Raw genomic sequence first — 17,904 nt, 5'->3', positions numbered from 1 at the left:
TGGGTTCCATCGTCGCTATTCGATCGCCTTCACCATGTCCTCGACGACCTTCTTCGCGTCGCCGAACACCATGAGCGTCTTGTCCATGTAGAAGAGCTCATTGTCCAGCCCCGCGTAGCCCGCGGCCATGGACCGCTTGTTGACGATCACGGTCTTGGCCTTGTAGGCCTCCAGAATCGGCATGCCGTAGATGGGACTTCCCTTCTGGTGGGCGGCCGGGTTCACCACGTCGTTCGCGCCCAGGATGATGGCGACATCGGCCTGCCCGAACTCGGCATTGATGTCCTCCATCTCGAAGACCTGGTCATAGGGCACCTCGGCCTCGGCCAGCAGCACGTTCATGTGGCCGGGCATGCGACCGGCCACGGGGTGGATGGCGTACTTGACGCTCACGCCCTTCTCGGTGAGCTTGGCCGCCAGCTCCTTCACCGCATGCTGGGCGCGCGCCACCGCCAGGCCGTAGCCGGGCACGATGATCACGCTCTCGGCATTGCCCATGATGAAGGCGGCGTCGTCCGCGCTGCCGCTCTTGACCGAGCGCTGCACCGCGCCGCCGGCCGCGGCCGCCGAGGCATCGCCGCCGAAGCCGCCCAGGATCACGTTGAAGAACGAGCGGTTCATCGCCTTGCACATGATGTAGCTCAGGATCGCGCCCGAGCTGCCCACCAGCGAGCCCGCGATGATCAGCATGCTGTTGTTGAGCGAGAAGCCGATGCCCGCCGCCGCCCAGCCGGAGTAGCTGTTGAGCATGGACACCACGACGGGCATGTCCGCACCGCCGATCGGGATGATGAGCAGCACGCCCAGCACGAAGCCCAGGGCCAGCACCAGGCCGAAGTCCAGCCAGCTTTGCGAGTGCCAGAAGCCGACGATGAAGAACAGCGAGGCCAGGCCCAGCCCGAGGTTCAGCCAGTGCTGGCCGGGGAAGGTCACCGGCGCGCCCTGGAAGAGGCGGAACTTGTACTTGCCGCTGAGCTTGCCGAAGGCGATCACCGAGCCGCTGAAGGTGATCGCGCCGATGAAGGCCCCGAGGCCCAGCTCGATGCGGTTGCCGCCGGGAATGCGCCCGGCCGCGTCGGCGATGCTGAAGGCGGCCGGCTCCAGCACCGCGGCCGCGGCGATGCAGACGGCGGCCAGGCCGATCATGCTGTGCATGAACGCCACCAGCTCGGGCATCTTGGTCATCTCGACCCGCTGCGCCATGAAGGCGCCCGTGCCGCCGCCGACGAGCAGGCCCAGCAGCACATAACTCAGCCCGAAGGCGTCGCCCTGCGCCAGCTTGACGATCAGTGCCGCCGTGGTGCCGGCGGCGATGGCCATGCCGACCATGCCGAAGACGTTGCCGCGGATGGAGGTGGTCGGATGCGACAGCCCCTTCAGGGCCTGGATGAAGCAGACGCTGGCCACCAGGTACAGCAGCGTGACGAGGTTCATGCTCATGCCTGGCCCTCCTTGGCGGCGGCCGCTTCGCAGCACTGGCCCACCGGCCCGTCAGCCGGCGTCGAAACATTGCTGGAATGGCTCATCACTTGGCCTCCTTCTTGGCGGGCGACTTCTTCTTGAACATCTCCAGCATGCGCCGCGTGACGAGGAAGCCGCCGAAGACGTTGACCGCCGCCAGCGCGACGGCCAGGGTGCCGAGCACCTTGCCCATGTCGGTGCGCGTGAGCGCCGCGGCCAGCATGGCCCCGACGATGACGATGGCCGAGATGGCATTCGTGACGGCCATCAGCGGCGTGTGCAGGGCCGGCGTGACGGTCCAGACCACGTGGTAGCCCACGTAGATGGCCAGCACGAAGATGATGAGATTGATGACGGTGTGGTCGATGGCTTCCATGGCGGTTTCCTCTCGATCGATGCGGACTCAGGCCCGGGTGACCTGCCCGTCGCGCGCGACGAGGCAGGCGGTGACGATGTCGTCATCGGCCGGGATCTGGAAGGCGGCCTCCTGGGTGCAGACCAGCTTGAGGAAGTCCAGCACATTGCGGGCGTAGAGCGCCGAGGCGTCAGCCGCCACGAGGGACGGCAGATTGGTCTCGCCCACCAGCGTCACGCCATGCTTCACGACCGTCTGGCCGGGCTCCGTCAGCGGGCAGTTGCCGCCGGCGGGTGCCGCCAGGTCCACGATCACCGAGCCGGCCTTCATCGACTTCACCATCTCCTCGGTGACCAGCACCGGCGCAGCACGGCCGGGGATCAGCGCGGTGGTGATGACCACGTCCGCCTGCGCCACGCGCTTGGCGACCTCGAGCTTCTGTCGCTCCAGCCAGCTCGGCGGCATGGGCCGCGCATAGCCGCCCACGCCCTCGGCGGCTTCCTTTTCCTCGGCCGTCTCGTAGGGGACGTCGATGAACTTGGCGCCGAGCGACTCGACCTGTTCCTTCACCGAGGGTCGCACGTCGGACGCCTCGATCACCGCGCCCAGGCGCTTGGCCGTGGCGATGGCCTGCAGCCCGGCCACGCCGACGCCCAGCACCACCACGCGCGCGGCCTTGACCGTGCCAGCCGCCGTCATGAGCATGGGGAAGAAGCGCTGGTAGCGGTCCGCCGCGATCATCACGGCCTTGTAGCCCGCCACATTGGCCTGGCTGGACAGCACGTCCATGCTCTGGGCGCGCGTGGTCCGCGGGGCGGCCTCCAGCGCGAAGGCGGTGACGCGGGCATCGGCCAGGCGCTGCAGGCCCTCGCGGTCGAAGGGGTTCAGCATGCCCACCAGCACGGTGCCGGGCCTCACGAGCGCCAGCTCCTCGGGCCCCGGCGCACGCACCTTGAGCAGCATCTCGGCGGCATAGGCCTGCTCGCGCGCGACCAGCTCCGCCCCGGCCGCGGCATAGGCCTCGTCCGTCACGCTGGCCCGAAGGCCGGCGCCCTGCTGCACCTGCACACGGTGGCCCTGGGCCACCAGCTTCTTCACGGTCTCCGGCGTGGCCGCGACACGGGACTCTCCCGCCGCGGTCTCCTGCGGCACTGCAATCAGCATCGAACTTCTCCTGTGGGAAGGCGGGCCGGCCGGCCGGGGGCCGCGCGGCCTGCAGATCGGGATCGGCAAGACTTGCGGCGAGCTTACATGCGCTTGATGACATAGGGCGATGCCCCTAAGCGCGGGTTTCTCCCAGGAACGGACCGGCGCGCAAGGCAGCGACGGCCGCCGGGCCACCGCGCGGCACCGGGGCCATCGGGCCGGGGGCGTCTCGCTTCGCCACGGGACAAGGCAGCCTTGTGCATCATCGACGCCACAGTCGATGGGACCCTGCACGCGGGCCGTGACGCCAGGCAAGAACTGGCCCTCCGCGGTGCTGCGCATCACCAGGCCAGATGCTAGAGTCGTCAGCGGGCATTCTTCGCGCCCTCGACGGCACATGGTCCGAGCCTTTCCGCGCCACCCCGACAACGCCTGCACGCGTCGCCATTGCCTGCGACGCGGCGGGGCGGCGCTGGCCTCCCTGGTGGGCGCCTCGATGTTGGCGGGGTGCCAGCCGCCGCCGCCCCTCCTGCGCGTGGGCTGCATCGTCTTTCCCGGCTACGAGCTCATCGTGCTGGCTCGCGAGCTCGGCCTCCTGCCCCCCTCGCGCGTGCGCCTCATCGAGATGCGCAACAACACCGACACCCTGCACGCCCTCGCCACCGCGCAGCTGGAGGCGGCCTGCCTCACGCTGGACGAGCTGCTGACCGCCCGCGGCAACGGTCTCGACCTGCGCGTGATCGCCGTGCTCGACAGCTCGGCCGGCGCCGATGCCCTGATGGCCCGCCCCGGCCTCGGCGACCTGCGTGCGCTCGCGGGGCAGCGCATCGGCACCGAGGACTCCGCCAGCGGGGCGCTGATGCTCGGCGCCGCCCTGAGCGCCGCCGGCCTGGCGCTGCCCGAGGTCCGCAAGGTGCCCATGTCGCTGGACCGCAGCGTCGAGCTGTACCGCAGCGGCGCGGTGGATGCCGTGGTGACCGCCGAGCCCTGGGCCAGCCTGCTGGAGAAGCAGGGCGCGCGCCGGCTCTTCGACAGCCGCTCGATCCCCGACCGCATCGTCGATGTGCTGGCCGTCCGCGCCGAGGCCATCCAGGGACGGCCGGAGGCCCTGCGCGCCCTGCTGCGCGGGCATTTCGCCGCGCTGCATCACCTGCGCCAGCAGCCACAGGACGCAGCGCGCCTCATGGCGCCGCGGCTGTCGCTGCGTCCCGAGGAGGTGGCCGCGGCGTTCCAGGGCCTGATCCTCCCGGACGCCGCCCGCAACCGGGAGATGCTGGCCCCCGAAGGGTCGCTCGCGCGCAGCGCCCGGCAGCTCGTGCGGCTGCTGCTCGACCAGGGGCTGATGGCCACGCCGCCCTCCATGAACCAGTGGCTGGACCCCCGGTTCCTGCCCGAGGACTGAACCGCGATGACGCAGGCCGGCGGCAAGCTTCGCAACACCCTGCCCCTCGCGGTGCTGAGCGTGCTGGTGCTGGCCCTGACGCTCGCCTTTTTCGACGAACGCAGCCGTGGCGCCGAGCAGGTCCGGGACCGTGCCCGGCATGACCTGCTCTGGCGAGCCGAGGAGATGGCCCGCGCCGCGCAGCAGGACCTGACCGAGCGGCCGGGACATGTGGCCACGGACGTCAGCGCCACGACCACCGACCCGCGGGTGGCGCAACTGCTGATCCTGGATGGCGAGGCCCGCATCCTGCTGGCCCATCGCCTGGCCTGGCAGGGCGCACCGGCCGCCAACCTGGCGCCCGGCTTCGACCCCGAGCGTTTCCGGCGGGTGCTGATGAACACCGTGCCGGACGTCCACCTGGACGCCAGCGGGCGCACGATGAGCGTGATGATGCCCTTCGCGTACAACCGGGACCTGGGCCGGCTGCGGGACCTCCGGCGCGGCATCGTGCTGCTGTCCTTCGATCTGGAGCGAGACCTGGCGCAGGCCGAGCACGACGCCGCCGCCCACCTGCTGCCCCAGCTCGCGGTGGCCCTGGCGCTGATGCTGGGTCTGGGCTTCGTGCTGCGCTGGGCGGTCACGCGGCCGCTGCAGCGGCTGGAGGAGGCCAGCGCCGAGCTCGCGCGCACTGGCAGCCTGGACCACCCGGTGCCGGAGCAGGGCCCGCAGGAGATTGCGCGTCTGGCGCGCAGCTTCAACGCCATGGCCGCACAGATCCACGAGAGCCGCGAAGCCCTGGCCACCAGCCGCGCCCGGCTGCGCGGCATCGTCGAGGCGGCGATGGACGCCATCATCACCATCGACGAGCGGCAGCAGATCATCGGGGCAAACGCCGCGGCCGCCCGCATGTTCGGGGCCGAGGTTGGCACCCTGGAGGGCCGCTGCATCGAGGAGCTCATCCCCGAGCGCTCACGGGCCGGGCACGCCGAGCGGGTTCTCCGGTTCGGCGAGAGCGCCAGCGAGACCCGCATCACCGGCAAGCAGGCCGTCCTCCACGCCCTGAGACTGGACGGCCGCGAGTTCCCCGTCGAGGCCTCCATCTCGCACCTCAAGCTGGGACAGGAGCACCTCTACACCGTCATCCTGCGCGACATCTCCGAGCGGCACCGCGCCGAGGCCGAGATCCGCGAGCTCAACCAGCACCTGGAGGCCCAGGTCGCGCAGCGCACCGCCAAGCTGCGCGAGACGGCCGCCGCCCTGGAGATCGAGCGGCACCGCCTCGAGAACACCTCGCGCGAGCTGCAGGCCATCTTCGACACGGCGACCATCGGCATCGTGCTGCTCAAGGATCGCCGCGTGGTGCGCTGCAACCAGCGCCTCGAGGAGATCTTCGGCTGGGAGCCCGGCACGCTGCCGGGGCAGCCCACGCGCGTCTGGTTCCCCGACGAGGAGGGCTACGAGCGCCTGGGCTGGGAGCTCTACACGGACATCGCCGCCGGCCGCCTGCACCAGCGCGAGCAGCAGTTCCTGCGCCGGGACGGCCAGCGCTTCTGGGCCCGCATCTCGGCGCGGCGCTTCGAGGGGGACGCCCAGTCCGCCAACCTCATCGCCATGATCGAGGACGTGACGGCCGAGCACGAGGCGGCCGAGGCCCTGCGCCAGGCCAAGGAGCAGGCGGACCACGCGAGCCAGGCCAAGAGCAGCTTCCTCGCGAACATGAGCCACGAGATCCGCACGCCCATGAACGCGATCATCGGCATGACGCACCTGGCGCTCAAGACGTCGCTGGACGCGAAGCAGCGGGACTACCTCGACAAGATCCAGCTCTCCTCCAACCACCTGCTGGGCATCATCAACGACATCCTCGACTTCTCGAAGATCGAGGCGAACAAGATGAGCCTGGAGCGCATCGAGTTCCACCTGAGCAGCGTGCTGGACCACTTCGCGACCCTGGTGGCGGGCAAGGCGGCGGCCAAGGGGCTGGAGCTGATCTTCGACGTCGGGCGCGACGTGCCCGAGCACCTGGTCGGGGACCCGCTGCGGCTGGGCCAGATCCTCATCAACTACGGCAACAACGCCGTCAAGTTCACGCAGCGCGGCGAGATCGCGCTGCGGGTGCGCAAGAGCTGGGAGCAGGACGACACGGTCTGCCTGCGCTTCGAGGTGCAGGACACCGGCATCGGCATCGGGCCGGCCGAGCAGGCCCAGCTGTTCCAGAGCTTCCACCAGGCCGACAACTCCACCAGCCGGCAGTACGGCGGCACCGGCCTCGGCCTGGCCATCGTGCGGCGCCTGGCGGGGCTGATGGGCGGGGACTCGGGCGTCTCGAGCGTGCCGGGCCAGGGCTCCACGTTCTGGTGCACCGTGCAGCTGCGCAAGGCGGCCACGCCGGCCGAGGACCGCCCGCCGCCCGTGGCGCTGCGCGGCCGCCGCGTGCTCGTGGCGGATGACAACGACTCCGCCCGCGCCGTGCTGGTCGACGTGCTGGACAGCCTCGGCTTCGAGGTCGTGGCCGTGCCCGGCGGTGCGGCCGCCCTGCGGTCCGCGGCCGCGGCGGAGGCCGAGGGCCGGCCCTTCGATCTGATCCTGCTCGACTGGCAGATGCCCGAGATGGACGGCCTCGAGACCGGCCGCCGCCTGCGCCAGCTCGGGCTGCAGCACCTGCCGCCGATGATGCTGGTCACGGGCTTCGGCCGCGAGGAGGCGCTGCAGCAGGCGCTGTCCGAGCACTTCGCCGCCGTGATGGTCAAGCCGCTCAATGCCTCCGTGCTGGTGGACCACCTCATGCAGGTGCTGCAGGGTCGTCCCGCGCCGCTGCAGTGGACCGCCTCCCCCCCGAGCGTGGCGGTGCCGTCCATGCCGGACCTGCAGCGGCTGCGCGGTGCCCGCGTGCTGGTGGTGGACGACAACGACATCAACCAGCAGATCGCCGGCGAGCTGCTGCGCGATGCCGGCCTGAACGTGGACGTCTGCAGCGATGGCGCGCAGGCCGTCGCTGCAGTGCAGGCGCGGCCCTATGCGCTCGTGCTCATGGACCTGCACATGCCCGTGATGGACGGCCCCGCCGCCACGCAGGCCATCCGCGCCCTGCCCGGCTTCGAACATCTGCCCATCGTCGCCATGACGGCCAACGTGCTGCCCGCGGACCGGCAGCGCTGCATGGCCGTCGGCATGAACGACTTCCTGCCCAAGCCCATCGAGCCGGCCCTGCTCTACGAGCACGTGCTGCGCTGGGCGCAGGTCGGCGAGGTGCCGCTGCCCAGCCTGGCCACGCCGCCCGATGCCCAGCTCTACGCCGTCCCCGAGCCGACGGCCGAGCAGCTGATGGAGCAGCTGCGCCTGGTGCCAGGGCTGGACGTCGAGCAGGGCTGGCGGCGCACCTCGGGCAAGACCTCGCTGTACCTGCGGCTGCTGCACCGCTTCGCACACAGCCAGGCCGGGGCGGGCGAGGACATCCGGGCAGCCTGGCAGGCGGGCGACCTCGAACGCGCCCAGCGCGGTGCCCACACGCTCAAGGGCGTGGCGGCCAATCTCGGCGCCCTGCTGCTGCAGGCGCAGGCCGCCGCCGCCGAATCGACCCTGCGCGACGATCCCGCGCAGGCCGGCCCCGCCGTGGACGCGCTGCACGAGACGCTGGCCACGCTGCTGCCGCGCCTCGGCGAGCTGCTGCGGCCGCTGGACCTGGCCGAGGCCGTGCCCGGCGAGGACACCCGCTGGCGGGACATCGGGCCGCGCCTGGCGGGCCTGCTGGACGGCGGCTTCCCCGAGGCGGTGGACGAGTTCGACGCCCACGCCGACCTGCTCCGCGAGCAGCTGGCTGAGCAATACGAGCCCTGCGCCGCGGCCGTGCAGCGCTATGCCTTCGACGAGGCGCTGCAGCTGCTGCGCCCGCGCCTGCCGACCTCCTGACCGCGAGCGCCCCATGGACCTGCTTCAACCGAACACCGCGCAAGCCACCGTGCTGGTCGTGGACGACACGCCCGAGAACCTCAGCCTCATGCACGGCCTGCTGCGCGAGCACTACCGCGTCCTGGTGGCGCCGACCGGCGAGCGGGCGCTGAGCCTCGCCCACGGCGCATGGGTGCCCGACCTGATCCTGCTGGACGTGATGATGCCGGGCATGGACGGCTACGAGGTCTGCCGCCGCCTGCAGGCCGACCCGGCCACGCGCGACATCCCCATCATCTTTCTCACCGCGCGGGCGGACGTGGCGGACGAGACGCTCGGCCTGTCGCTCGGGGCCGTGGACTACATCACCAAGCCCATCAGCCCCCCCATCGTCCTGGCCCGCCTGCGCACCCACCTGAGCCTGAAGGCCGCCGCGGACTTCCTGCGCGACAAGAGCACCTTCCTCGAGAGCGAGGTCGCCCGGCGCACCCGGGAGGTCGAGGCGCTGCAGGACGTCACCGTGCTGGCGCTGGCCTCGCTGGGCGAGACGCGCGACAACGAGACCGGCAACCACCTGCGCCGCACGCAGCACTACGTCCAGCGCCTGGCCGAGCAGCTCAGGAGCCATCCACGCTTCGCCCGACTGCTGGACGACGCCAGCATCCGGCTGCTGTTCAAGTCGGCCCCCCTGCACGACATCGGCAAGGTCGGCATCCCGGACCACATCCTCCTCAAGCCCGGCCGGCTGACGCCCGAGGAATTCGAGGTGATGAAGACCCACACCACGCTCGGCTACGAGGCCATCCTGCGTGCCGAGCAGGCACTGGGGCTGGACATGCCCTTCCTGCGCTTCGCCAAGGAGATCGCCCACGCCCACCAGGAGAAGTGGGACGGCAGCGGCTATCCGCTGGGGCTGGCCGGCGAGGACATCCCGGCCTCCGCGCGGCTGATGGCCGTGGCGGACGTCTACGATGCGCTCATCAGCCGCCGCGTCTACAAGCCCCCGATGCCGCACGCCGAGGCGCTGGCCATCATGCGCCAGGGGCGCGGCAGCCATTTCGACCCGGACGTGATCGACGCCTTCCTCGCCGTGGAGCAGGACTTCCTGGCCATCGCCCTGCGCTTCGCCGACCCGGAAGACCTCGCCTGACCCCGGCCCGCCGCCCGATCCCGCCATGTCCCTGCCCCGCTTCAAGCCCAGTGTCACCGTCGCCGCCGTGATCCCGCACGGCGGCCGCTACCTGATGGTCGAGGAACAGACGCCCGAGGGCCTGCGCATCAACCAGCCCGCGGGGCACCTCGAACAGGGCGAATCCCCGCTGGAAGCCGTCGTGCGCGAGGTGCGCGAGGAAACGGCCCACGCGCTGTCGGTGCAGGCGCTGCTGGGGCTCTACATGGCCCGCTTCCAGCGGCCGGCCTCGGGCGAGGACGTCACCTACCTGCGCATGGCCTTCATCGGCGAGGTGGGCGCGCCGCTGCCCGGGCTTGCGCTGGACGACGGCATCGTGCGCTGGCTGTGGCTGGACGCCGACGAGATCCACGCGGCCGACCGCGAGGGCCGCACCCGCTCGGCCCTGGTCTGGCAATGCGTGCAGGACCACCAGGCCGGGCAACGGCATCCGCTGTCGCTTCTGCATTGCGCCGAGAGCCTCTGGCACCCCGAGCGCTACCCCGCCGGTCCGGCGTGATGCGCTTGATGCACATCAAGCGCGCACCCGCCATCCTTCGCCCCTCTGCAATCCAGCCCTCTTGCCTGTCGCCAGACGCCGACGGTGTGCGGCATTGCACAGGCACCGCGCAGGCCCGGTGCTAGCATCAGCCGCAGTCTCCAACCTGAACCGTTGCCACGGGCGAGCGGCCGCCATCGCGTGCCGCGTCTAGCCGACAGGGGCCCCCTCTGCCGTCGGGCAGCGCCCCTCCGCCCGCCGCCGGCCCCGCTGTCTTGCGAGCCCTCGACCGTCTCGATCCCAGCCACCGCGCCGACCTGGCCCGGCTCCTGCCGTGGCAGGGTCTGCTGCTGGGCGCGCTCCTGCTGTGCTGGTGGTTGCCCGTGCCGCAGGCGTTGCAGGGGCTCGGGTCCTATGCGCCGCTGCATGCGCTGCTGGAGACGCTGTCCATCATCGTCTCGGCCCTGATCTTCAGCCTGGCCTGGGGCAGCCGCCTGGGCCAGGTGCCGGCCAATGTGTGTGTGCTGGCCTGCGCCTTCGCCGGCGTGGCCCTTCTCGATTTCTCGCACCTGCTGTCCTACTCCGGCATGCCGGACTACGTGACGCCGGCGGGCCCCGAAAAGGCCATCGACTTCTGGCTGGGCGCCCGGCTGATGGCCGTCCTCGGCCTGCTGTGGATGGTCGCGCTGCCCTGGCAGGCACCGCTGCCGCGGGCGCGCCGCCGGGCGCTGCTGGTGGCCGTGCTGCTGTGCGTGGGGCTGGTGCACTGGGTCGTTCTCGTCCACCCCGAGCTCCTGCCCCGCACCTTCATCGCGGGGCAAGGCCTGACCCCGCTCAAGATCCGCATGGAGTACCTGCTGGTCGCCATGCTCCTGGGCACCGCCCTGCTGCTGCTGTGGCGCATGCGCGGGCCCACGCCCTTCCATGCCGCGGCGCTGCTCGGCGCCGTGCTCGGCATGGCGATGAGCGAGCTCTTCTTCACGCTCTACGCCAGCGTCACCGACGTGCTCAACCTGGCCGGCCACGTCTACAAGGTCATCGCCTACCTCTTCCTGCACCGGGCCGTCTTCATGGAGGCCGTGCAGCGCCCCTACATGGAGCTGGAGCAGGTGCGCCAGCAGCTGCAGGCCACGCTGGCGACCGTGCCGGACCTGGTCTTCGAAATGGACGCCCAAGGCCGCTACCTCAGCTACCACTCCCCGCCCAGCGAGCTGCTGGCCGCCCCCGCGGGCGACTTCATCGGCCGCCTCGTGAGCGAGGTCCTGCCGGCCGAGGCGGCCGCCACGGTGATGCAGACCATGGCCCAGGCGCTGGCCCAGGGCAGCGCCGGTGGCCAGCGCATCACGCTGGACCTGCCGGTCGGCCGGCGCCACTTCGAGCTGCACGCCACGCGTTGCCAGCAGGAGCCGGGGCAGGCGCCGCGGCTGATCGTGCTCTCCCGCGACATCACGCTGGCCGTGAATGCGCGCGATGCGCTGCTGGAAGCCGCGCAGCACACCCAGGCCATCCTGGACAACGTGGTCGACGGCATCATCACCATCGACCGCCAGGGGCTGGTGCTCAGCGTCAACCGCTCAGCCAGCGCGATCTTCGGCTACGAGGCCGACGAGGTGATCGGCCGCAACATCAAGATGCTGATGCCCGCCCCCTATGCGCAGGCCCACGACGGCTACCTCGCCAGCTACGCCCGCACCGGCATCCGCCAGGTGATCGGCCGCGACCGTGACGTCGAGGTCGAGGGCCTGCGCAAGAACGGCGAGCAGTTCCCGATGAGCCTGGCCGTCAACGAGATCGAACGCGAAGGCGAGCGCGTCTACATCGGCATGGTGCGCGACATCACCCAGCGCCGCGCCGCCGCGGCCGAGATCCAGCGCCTGGCCTTCTTCGACCAGCTGACCGAGCTGCCCAACCGCCGCCTGCTGCTGGACCGCCTCCAGCGGGCCGTGCTGAGCGCCGCCCGCCGCGGCCAGCTCGGCGCGCTCCTCTTCATCGACCTGGACGAGTTCAAGCTGCTCAACGACACCTGGGGCCATGACTTCGGCGATCGCATGCTGGTGCAGGTGGCGCACCGCCTGAGCGACTCGGTGCGCGAGGGCGATACCGTGGCACGTCTGGGCGGCGACGAGTTCGTCATCATGCTCGAGAGCCTCGGGGACACGCGCGAGGCCGCGGCCAGCCATGCCGAGATGGTGGCGCGCAAGATCCTGGCCGGCTTCGAGCAGTCCTTCCGCCTGCAGGAGCGCGAGCAGCACACCACCCCGAGCATCGGGATCACGCTGTTCGGCGACAACCTGCTCGGCGCCGGCGAGCTGATGGCGCACGCCGACACGGCCATGTACCAGGCCAAGTCCCAGGGCAAGAACACCTTCCGCTTCTATGACGCCGAGCTGCAGGCCGTGCTGGCCACGCGCGCGGCGCTGGAGTCGGAGCTGCGCCAGGCCATCGCACGGCAGCAACTGCAGCTGCACTTCCAGCCGCAGGTGGACGACAGCGGCCAGCTGCTCGGCGCCGAGGCGCTGCTGCGCTGGCAGCACCCTGACCGCGGGCTCGTGGCGCCCGGCGTCTTCATTCCCGTCGCGGAGCAGTGCGGCTTCGTGCTGGAGCTGGGCAGCTGGGTGCTCGACGCCGCCTGCCGGACCCTGGCCAGCTGGGCGACACTGCCGGGCTGCCAGGCGCTGAACCTGTCGGTGAACGTCAGCGCCCTGCAGCTGCGCGATCCGCAGTTCGTGACCGACGTGCTGAAGACCATCCAGCGCCATGGCGCCGATCCGCGGCGCCTGACGCTGGAGCTGACCGAGTCGCTGCTGGCGGAGAACGTCGAGGACACGATCGCCAAGATGCAGGCGCTGCGCGACGCGGGCGTGGGCTTCTCGCTGGACGACTTCGGCACCGGCTACTCCTCGCTGAACTACCTGCGCCGCCTGCCGCTGGAAGAGCTCAAGATCGACCGCAGCTTCGTCAACGACATGCTCGGCGACCCCAACAGCGCCGTCATCGCCCGCACCGTCGTGGCGCTGGGGCAGACCTTCGGGCTGCAGGTGATCGCCGAGGGCGTGGAGACGCCCGAGCAGCGCGACGCCCTGCTGCGCATCGGCTGCAAGCGCTTCCAGGGCTACCTCTTCGGCCGGCCGACGGACCAGGCCAGCTTCGAGCGTCAGGCCCGCCAGGGTGTCGCCGTGGCGAGCTGACGGGCCGGCCCGCAATGCCCCCGCGCGGGCAGACCGGCCGGCATTTGGGACAATCGGGGCATGAGTTCGTCCCCGCTGTCCCCGTCCGCTGCGAAGCAGCGCATCGTCATCGGCCTGTCCGGTGGCGTCGATTCCGCCGTGTCCGCCTACCTGCTGAAGAAAGCCGGCCATGAGGTCATCGGCATCTTCATGAAGAACTGGGAAGACGACGACAACGACGAGTACTGCTCCTCGCGCCAGGACTTCCTCGACGCGGCCTCGGTGGCCGACGTCATCGGCATCGAGATCGAGCACGTCAACTTCGCGGCGGACTACAAGGACCGCGTCTTCGCCGCCTTCCTGCGCGAGTACCAGGCCGGCCGCACGCCCAACCCCGACGTGCTGTGCAATGCCGAGATCAAGTTCAAGGCCTTCCTGGACCACGCCATGGCACGCGGCGCCGAGAAGATCGCCACCGGGCATTACGCGCGGGTGCGACGGGTGGAGGGCCGGGCCGGCGCCGGGCCGTCCCAGGCGGGCGAGGGTCCCCTCGGGGAGCAGGAGCGCAGCGACGGGGGGGTCTACCAGCTCCTCAAGGGCCTCGATCCGCTCAAGGACCAGAGCTACTTCCTGCACCGCCTGCAGCAGCACCAGCTGGCCAAGACGCTGTTCCCCGTGGGCGAGCTGCCCAAGACGGAGGTGCGGCGCATCGCCGAGGAGATCGGCCTGCCCAATGCGAAGAAGAAGGACTCCACCGGCATCTGCTTCATCGGCGAGCGGCCCTTCCGCGAGTTCCTCAACCGCTATCTCTCGCACCAGCCCGGGCCCATCAAGGACGAGCGCGGCCGCAAGCTCGGCGAGCACGTCGGCCTGTCCTTCTACACGCTGGGCCAGCGCCAGGGCCTCGGGATCGGCGGCATCAAGGAGAAGGGCGCACCGCGCGGCGGCGGCGAGCACGCGCCGTGGTTCGTCGCCCGCAAGGACCTCGAGACCAACACGCTCGTCGTCGTGCAGGGCCATGAGCATCCGCTGCTGCAGTACCGCAGCCTCGTCGCCGAGGACCTGTCCTGGTGCGGCGCCGCGCCGGCCTTCGGCGGCTTTGGCGCCAAGACGCGCTACCGCCAGGCCGACGCCGCCTGCGCCTTCACGCCCGAGCACCCGTCCGCCGGCCACTTCCGCCTGGACTTCCCGCAGGCGCAGTGGGCGGTGACGCCGGGTCAGAGCGCCGTGCTCTACGATGGCGAGGTCTGCCTGGGCGGCGGCGTCATCGCCGAAGCCATGCCCTGAGCCACGATCGGTGAATGCCCGGGCCATGACGCCCGGCACGTGATCAAAGCCAGGCGCTGTGGCACGCTGGCAGCCTGTCACGACCTCGCCCTTGAACTTCGACCGCTTCCTCGCCCGCATCGCACGCCCCTCGGTCGTGCTGCGCATCGCCACGCTGGCCTATTTCCTGATGGAATTCGGGAGCCTCGTGACGTCCCTGCGCGGCGGCAACTCCGAGCCCTACGACGGCCTGCTCGCCCAGCTGTACCGCCGCGGCGCGGGCCATCCGCAGGACCCGGCGCTCGTCATCAGCTGCTTCGTGCTGTTCTGCGGCTTCATCGCGCTGTTCTGGCAGGCCGCCCAGGAGAGCAGCCTCGACCGCCCCCGGCCGCGCGCCCTGTTGCGCATCATCTGGCTGGACGCGCTGGCCTGGTGCATCACCCCGGCCCTGCCCTTCCTGGTGACGGTCCTCGCGTCGGTGCGGCTGCGGCTGCGCCCGGCCTTCTTCTTTGCCGTCAGCCAGGTGGTGATCCGCCTGCTGCTCTACACGCTGCTGCCCTCGGAGACCGAATGGCAGGAGCAGCACCAGCCCAACGCCTCGATGTGGGCGCTGCTGATGGCCCAGCTCGGGGCCTTCGTGGGCCTGTACGCGATGGCCTTCGGCATCGGGCGGCTGCTCGCCAACGAGGTGGACAAGCGCCGCTGGCTGCAGGTCATGCTGGCCGAGAAGACCTCCGGCGAGGCGCTGCAGGCCGAGCAGCTGCGCTATGCCGAACGCATGATGATGGCGCGCGAACTGCACGACGTCATGGGCCACCACCTCACCGCCCTGAACCTGCAGCTGCAGCTCTCGGAGGCGCTGCTCAAGCGCCAGGACGCCGACGGAGCCGCGCAGGCCGTGGCCCGCGCCCGCGAAGGGGCGGCGCACCTGCTGGCCGATGTGCGCGCCGCCGTGTCGGCCGAGCGCGCCAGCAACCGCATCGACCTGCGCGAGGCCCTGCAGGCGCTGGCCCTGGGCATCGCCAGCACCGACATCCAGCTGGAGCTCGACGAGGTCGCCCAGGACCTCGGCCCGCGCACCGCCCACGCGCTGCTGCGCTGCGTGCAGGAGGCCGTCACCAACAGCGTGCGCCATGCCCGCGCCCAGCACATCACCATCCGGCTGCGCCGTGAGGGCGAGGGCGATGCGGCGAACGTCTGCGTCAGCGTCGAGGACGACGGCCCGGGCGCGCCGCGCCTGCGCGAGGGCAACGGCCTCAAGGGCATGCAGGAACGCATGGCCGAGCTGGGCGGCAGCTTCAGCATCCTGAAGAACGGGCCCGGTTTCATGGTCGAATGGCGGGTACCGCGCAAGAGCTGAGCCCAGGAATCACGACAAGAGGAGAGAGTCCATGAGCGAGAAGATCAAGGTGCTGCTGGTGGAAGACCAGCAACTGGTGCGCGAGGGCCTCAAGGGCCTGCTGGCCCTGCACGAGGAAGTGCAGCTGATCGGCGAGGCCGCCGACGGTGCCGAGGCCCTGGAGAAGCTGGCCGAGGACCAGCCCGACGTCATCCTCTCCGACATGCGCATGCCGCGCCTGGACGGCACGGGCCTGATCCGCGCCCTGGCCGCTCGCGCCTGGAAGATCCCCGTGGTGCTGCTGACCACCTTCGACGACGCCGAGGCCTTCGACGAGGCCGTGCGGGCCGGCGCCAAGGGCTTCCTGCTCAAGGCCATCAGCCCGGACACCCTCGTCCAGGCCCTGCGGGACGTGGCCGCCGGCGGCACCGCGCTGCGCCCCTCGCTGACCGAGCGCATGGAGCGCCCGAGCGTCGAGCGCGCCTTCAGCGCGACGCCGCAGCCCGATCCGCTCTCGCCCAAGGAGCTGCAGGTGCTGCGTCTCGTGGCCAGCGGCCGCAGCAACACCGAGATCGCGGCCCTGCTGGGCAACAGCGAAGGCGTGATCAAGAACCACTGCTCGGCGGTGTTCTCCAAGATGGGCGTGCGCGACCGCACCCAGGCCGTGCTGCGCGCCATCGACCTCGGCTGGATCTGAGCCACCTTTGCTTACCTTGAGCCCGGTTCTGCCGGGCCGGGGCGCGACGCAGGCCGGCTAGAGTGCCGCCCCATGCGACCGTTTCCCTACCGTCTGCGCCGCGGTCTGGCGGCTCTCCTGCTGATCAGCCAGGCCGCGCTCGCGGCCACGCCCCCGCGGGCCGCCAAGCCGCCCCGCCCGGGCGCCGCCCGGCCCGCCGCCGACATCTCCGAACGCGACTGGGCCCTGCTCGAACCGGACGGCCCCTTCTACGTGCGCTTCCAGGTGGACGGGGACGCGGTGAACAAGCCCCTCTACCGGCTCGGCGGCAGCTATGACCACGCCGTGCTGGAGATGAAGGGCCCGGGCTCGCCCCAGGTCGAGCAGCTGCGCCTGGAGGTAGGCACGATGCCCGGCAGCACCCGCGCCGAGAGCATCGAGCTCTGGCTGCACCAGGGCTTCGAGCTGCGCGAGGGCGCCACGCTGCGGCGCGAGATCACGGGCATGCCCTTCTGCGGCTGGGAGGGCGCGACCAAGGACGTGCCCATGGAAGGCTTCTACCGCGTAGCCACGCCGCGCACCGTGAAGCGGCCCTACGACTTCGGCCCGGGGCCCGGCCGCGGGGCCCTGTTCAGCACGGACGCGAACACCGACGCCGCCAACACGCTGCCGGACGGCTACCAAAGCCAGGCACCAAACTTCCTCGGGACCTACGAGGGCCACTTCGAGATCACCGCCATCGACACGGCGCGCCACATCCTCGAGGGCCGCTTCGCCTTCGACGCCGCCCGCGTGGTGTCCACCCACCGTGGTCGCTACGGCAATGTCGAAGCGATGTGCGGCAATCCCTCGCACTTCAAGCTGCAGACCGTGCGCATCACGGGCGGGGAGTTCCGCATCCGCTACTGCCTGTCGCCCATGGACCCCAGCAACAGCCGCTACTGCCCGCCCCCGCTGTCGCCCGAATCGCGCTGACGCGGCGCACGCCGCCAGCCCGGCTCAGGGACGCCGGGCCGGAGCGCCCAGGTGCATCACCCAGAAGCGCTCGTAGCGGCCGGTGCCGCTGACGCAGGCGACGCCCACGTCCTCGAAGTCCGCCCGCATGAGGTTGACGCAGTGATCGGGGCTGCCCGTCCACAGCGCGAAGACCTCGTCCAGCCCCAGGGGGCCGGCGGCCAGGTTCTCCCCGACGGCCCGCAGCAGATAGCCCGACTCCCGCACGCGCTCGCGCAGCGTGGGGCTGCGGCGGCCCTGGTGGCTCAGCTCCCCGCGCTCGGCCAGCTCGGTGGCGTAGCGCTCGGCCGAGGCCTCCAAGCCCGCATGCCAACGCAGGGCCGGCGCCGCCTCGAAGGCCTGGCTGCCGCACTGGCGGGCCGCCTGCCGCCAGGCATTGGCGGCGGCCAGCGCCTCCTGCGCCGAGACCCGGCACAGCGGCGCCGGCTCGGCCACGGCCAAGCCGCCAAGCAGGCAGGCCGACAGCAGCAAGAGAGGCAGGGAACGCATGGCGCCCGATCATAGAGCCGCGGGCCTGAGGGCCCCTGCGGCACGCCGCCGC

13 protein-coding genes are annotated in these 17,904 nt (G+C 71.1%); 9 read left to right on the top strand and 4 right to left on the bottom strand.

Features of this window, described 5'->3' with window-relative positions; all coding sequences use genetic code 11:
- Window positions 1-15: 15 nt before the first annotated feature.
- From QRD43_RS03705 to QRD43_RS03695, 3 genes are all read right to left on the bottom strand, one after another.
- Window positions 16-1,440 (bottom strand): NAD(P)(+) transhydrogenase (Re/Si-specific) subunit beta, encoded by a 1,425-nt coding sequence (locus QRD43_RS03705; RefSeq protein WP_285981122.1) that lies wholly within the window; start codon window positions 1,438-1,440, stop codon window positions 16-18.
- An 85-nt stretch (window positions 1,441-1,525) separates the two neighbouring features.
- Window positions 1,526-1,837 (bottom strand): NAD(P) transhydrogenase subunit alpha part 2, encoded by a 312-nt coding sequence (locus QRD43_RS03700; protein WP_285981121.1) that lies wholly within the window; start codon window positions 1,835-1,837, stop codon window positions 1,526-1,528.
- A 27-nt stretch (window positions 1,838-1,864) separates the two neighbouring features.
- Window positions 1,865-2,980 (bottom strand): Re/Si-specific NAD(P)(+) transhydrogenase subunit alpha, encoded by a 1,116-nt coding sequence (locus tag QRD43_RS03695; RefSeq protein WP_285981120.1) that lies wholly within the window; start codon window positions 2,978-2,980, stop codon window positions 1,865-1,867.
- Between the two features lie 379 nt (window positions 2,981-3,359).
- On the opposite strand from QRD43_RS03695, the gene QRD43_RS03690 reads away from it, so the two are divergent.
- The 9 genes from QRD43_RS03690 to QRD43_RS03650 all read left to right on the top strand — a co-directional run bounded on the left by QRD43_RS03690 (window position 3,360) and on the right by QRD43_RS03650 (window position 17,324).
- Window positions 3,360-4,364: an ABC transporter substrate-binding protein gene (locus QRD43_RS03690; RefSeq protein ID WP_285981119.1), complete on the top strand. Its 1,005-nt coding sequence runs from the start codon at window positions 3,360-3,362 to the stop codon at window positions 4,362-4,364.
- Window positions 4,365-4,370: 6 nt separating this feature from the next.
- Window positions 4,371-8,255, top strand: a complete 3,885-nt coding sequence (locus tag QRD43_RS03685; protein ID WP_285981118.1) for a response regulator — start codon at window positions 4,371-4,373, stop codon at window positions 8,253-8,255.
- A 13-nt stretch (window positions 8,256-8,268) separates the two neighbouring features.
- Window positions 8,269-9,384, top strand: a complete 1,116-nt coding sequence (locus QRD43_RS03680; RefSeq protein ID WP_285981117.1) for a response regulator — start codon at window positions 8,269-8,271, stop codon at window positions 9,382-9,384.
- 25 nt (window positions 9,385-9,409) lie between these two features.
- Window positions 9,410-9,922 carry an NUDIX hydrolase gene (locus QRD43_RS03675; protein WP_285981116.1) on the top strand — a complete coding sequence of 171 codons (513 nt, stop codon included), beginning with the start codon at window positions 9,410-9,412 and terminating at the stop codon, window positions 9,920-9,922.
- Window positions 9,923-10,176: 254 nt separating this feature from the next.
- Complete coding sequence (locus QRD43_RS03670) at window positions 10,177-13,089, top strand: bifunctional diguanylate cyclase/phosphodiesterase (RefSeq protein ID WP_285981115.1); 2,913 nt, start codon at window positions 10,177-10,179, stop codon at window positions 13,087-13,089.
- A 60-nt stretch (window positions 13,090-13,149) separates the two neighbouring features.
- Complete coding sequence (gene mnmA, locus QRD43_RS03665) at window positions 13,150-14,355, top strand: tRNA 2-thiouridine(34) synthase MnmA (protein WP_285981114.1); 1,206 nt, start codon at window positions 13,150-13,152, stop codon at window positions 14,353-14,355.
- A 91-nt stretch (window positions 14,356-14,446) separates the two neighbouring features.
- Window positions 14,447-15,694, top strand: a complete 1,248-nt coding sequence (locus QRD43_RS03660) for a sensor histidine kinase (protein WP_285981113.1) — start codon at window positions 14,447-14,449, stop codon at window positions 15,692-15,694.
- Window positions 15,695-15,725: 31 nt separating this feature from the next.
- Entirely contained in the window at window positions 15,726-16,370 is a 645-nt protein-coding gene (locus tag QRD43_RS03655) for a response regulator (protein ID WP_285981112.1), read from the top strand.
- A 72-nt stretch (window positions 16,371-16,442) separates the two neighbouring features.
- Window positions 16,443-17,324: a hypothetical protein gene (locus tag QRD43_RS03650; protein ID WP_285981111.1), complete on the top strand. Its 882-nt coding sequence runs from the start codon at window positions 16,443-16,445 to the stop codon at window positions 17,322-17,324.
- Window positions 17,325-17,348: 24 nt separating this feature from the next.
- On the opposite strand, the gene QRD43_RS03645 is transcribed toward QRD43_RS03650, so the two are convergent.
- Window positions 17,349-17,852, bottom strand: a complete 504-nt coding sequence (locus QRD43_RS03645) for a CAP domain-containing protein (RefSeq protein WP_285981110.1) — start codon at window positions 17,850-17,852, stop codon at window positions 17,349-17,351.
- Window positions 17,853-17,904 lie beyond the last annotated feature (52 nt).

This window comes from Roseateles subflavus (genome assembly GCF_030285365.1).
Taxonomy (GTDB): domain Bacteria; phylum Pseudomonadota; class Gammaproteobacteria; order Burkholderiales; family Burkholderiaceae_C; genus Roseateles_B; species Roseateles_B subflavus.
Note: the sequence above shows the minus strand (reverse complement) of the source record. Positions and strands in the feature narration are given on the sequence as shown.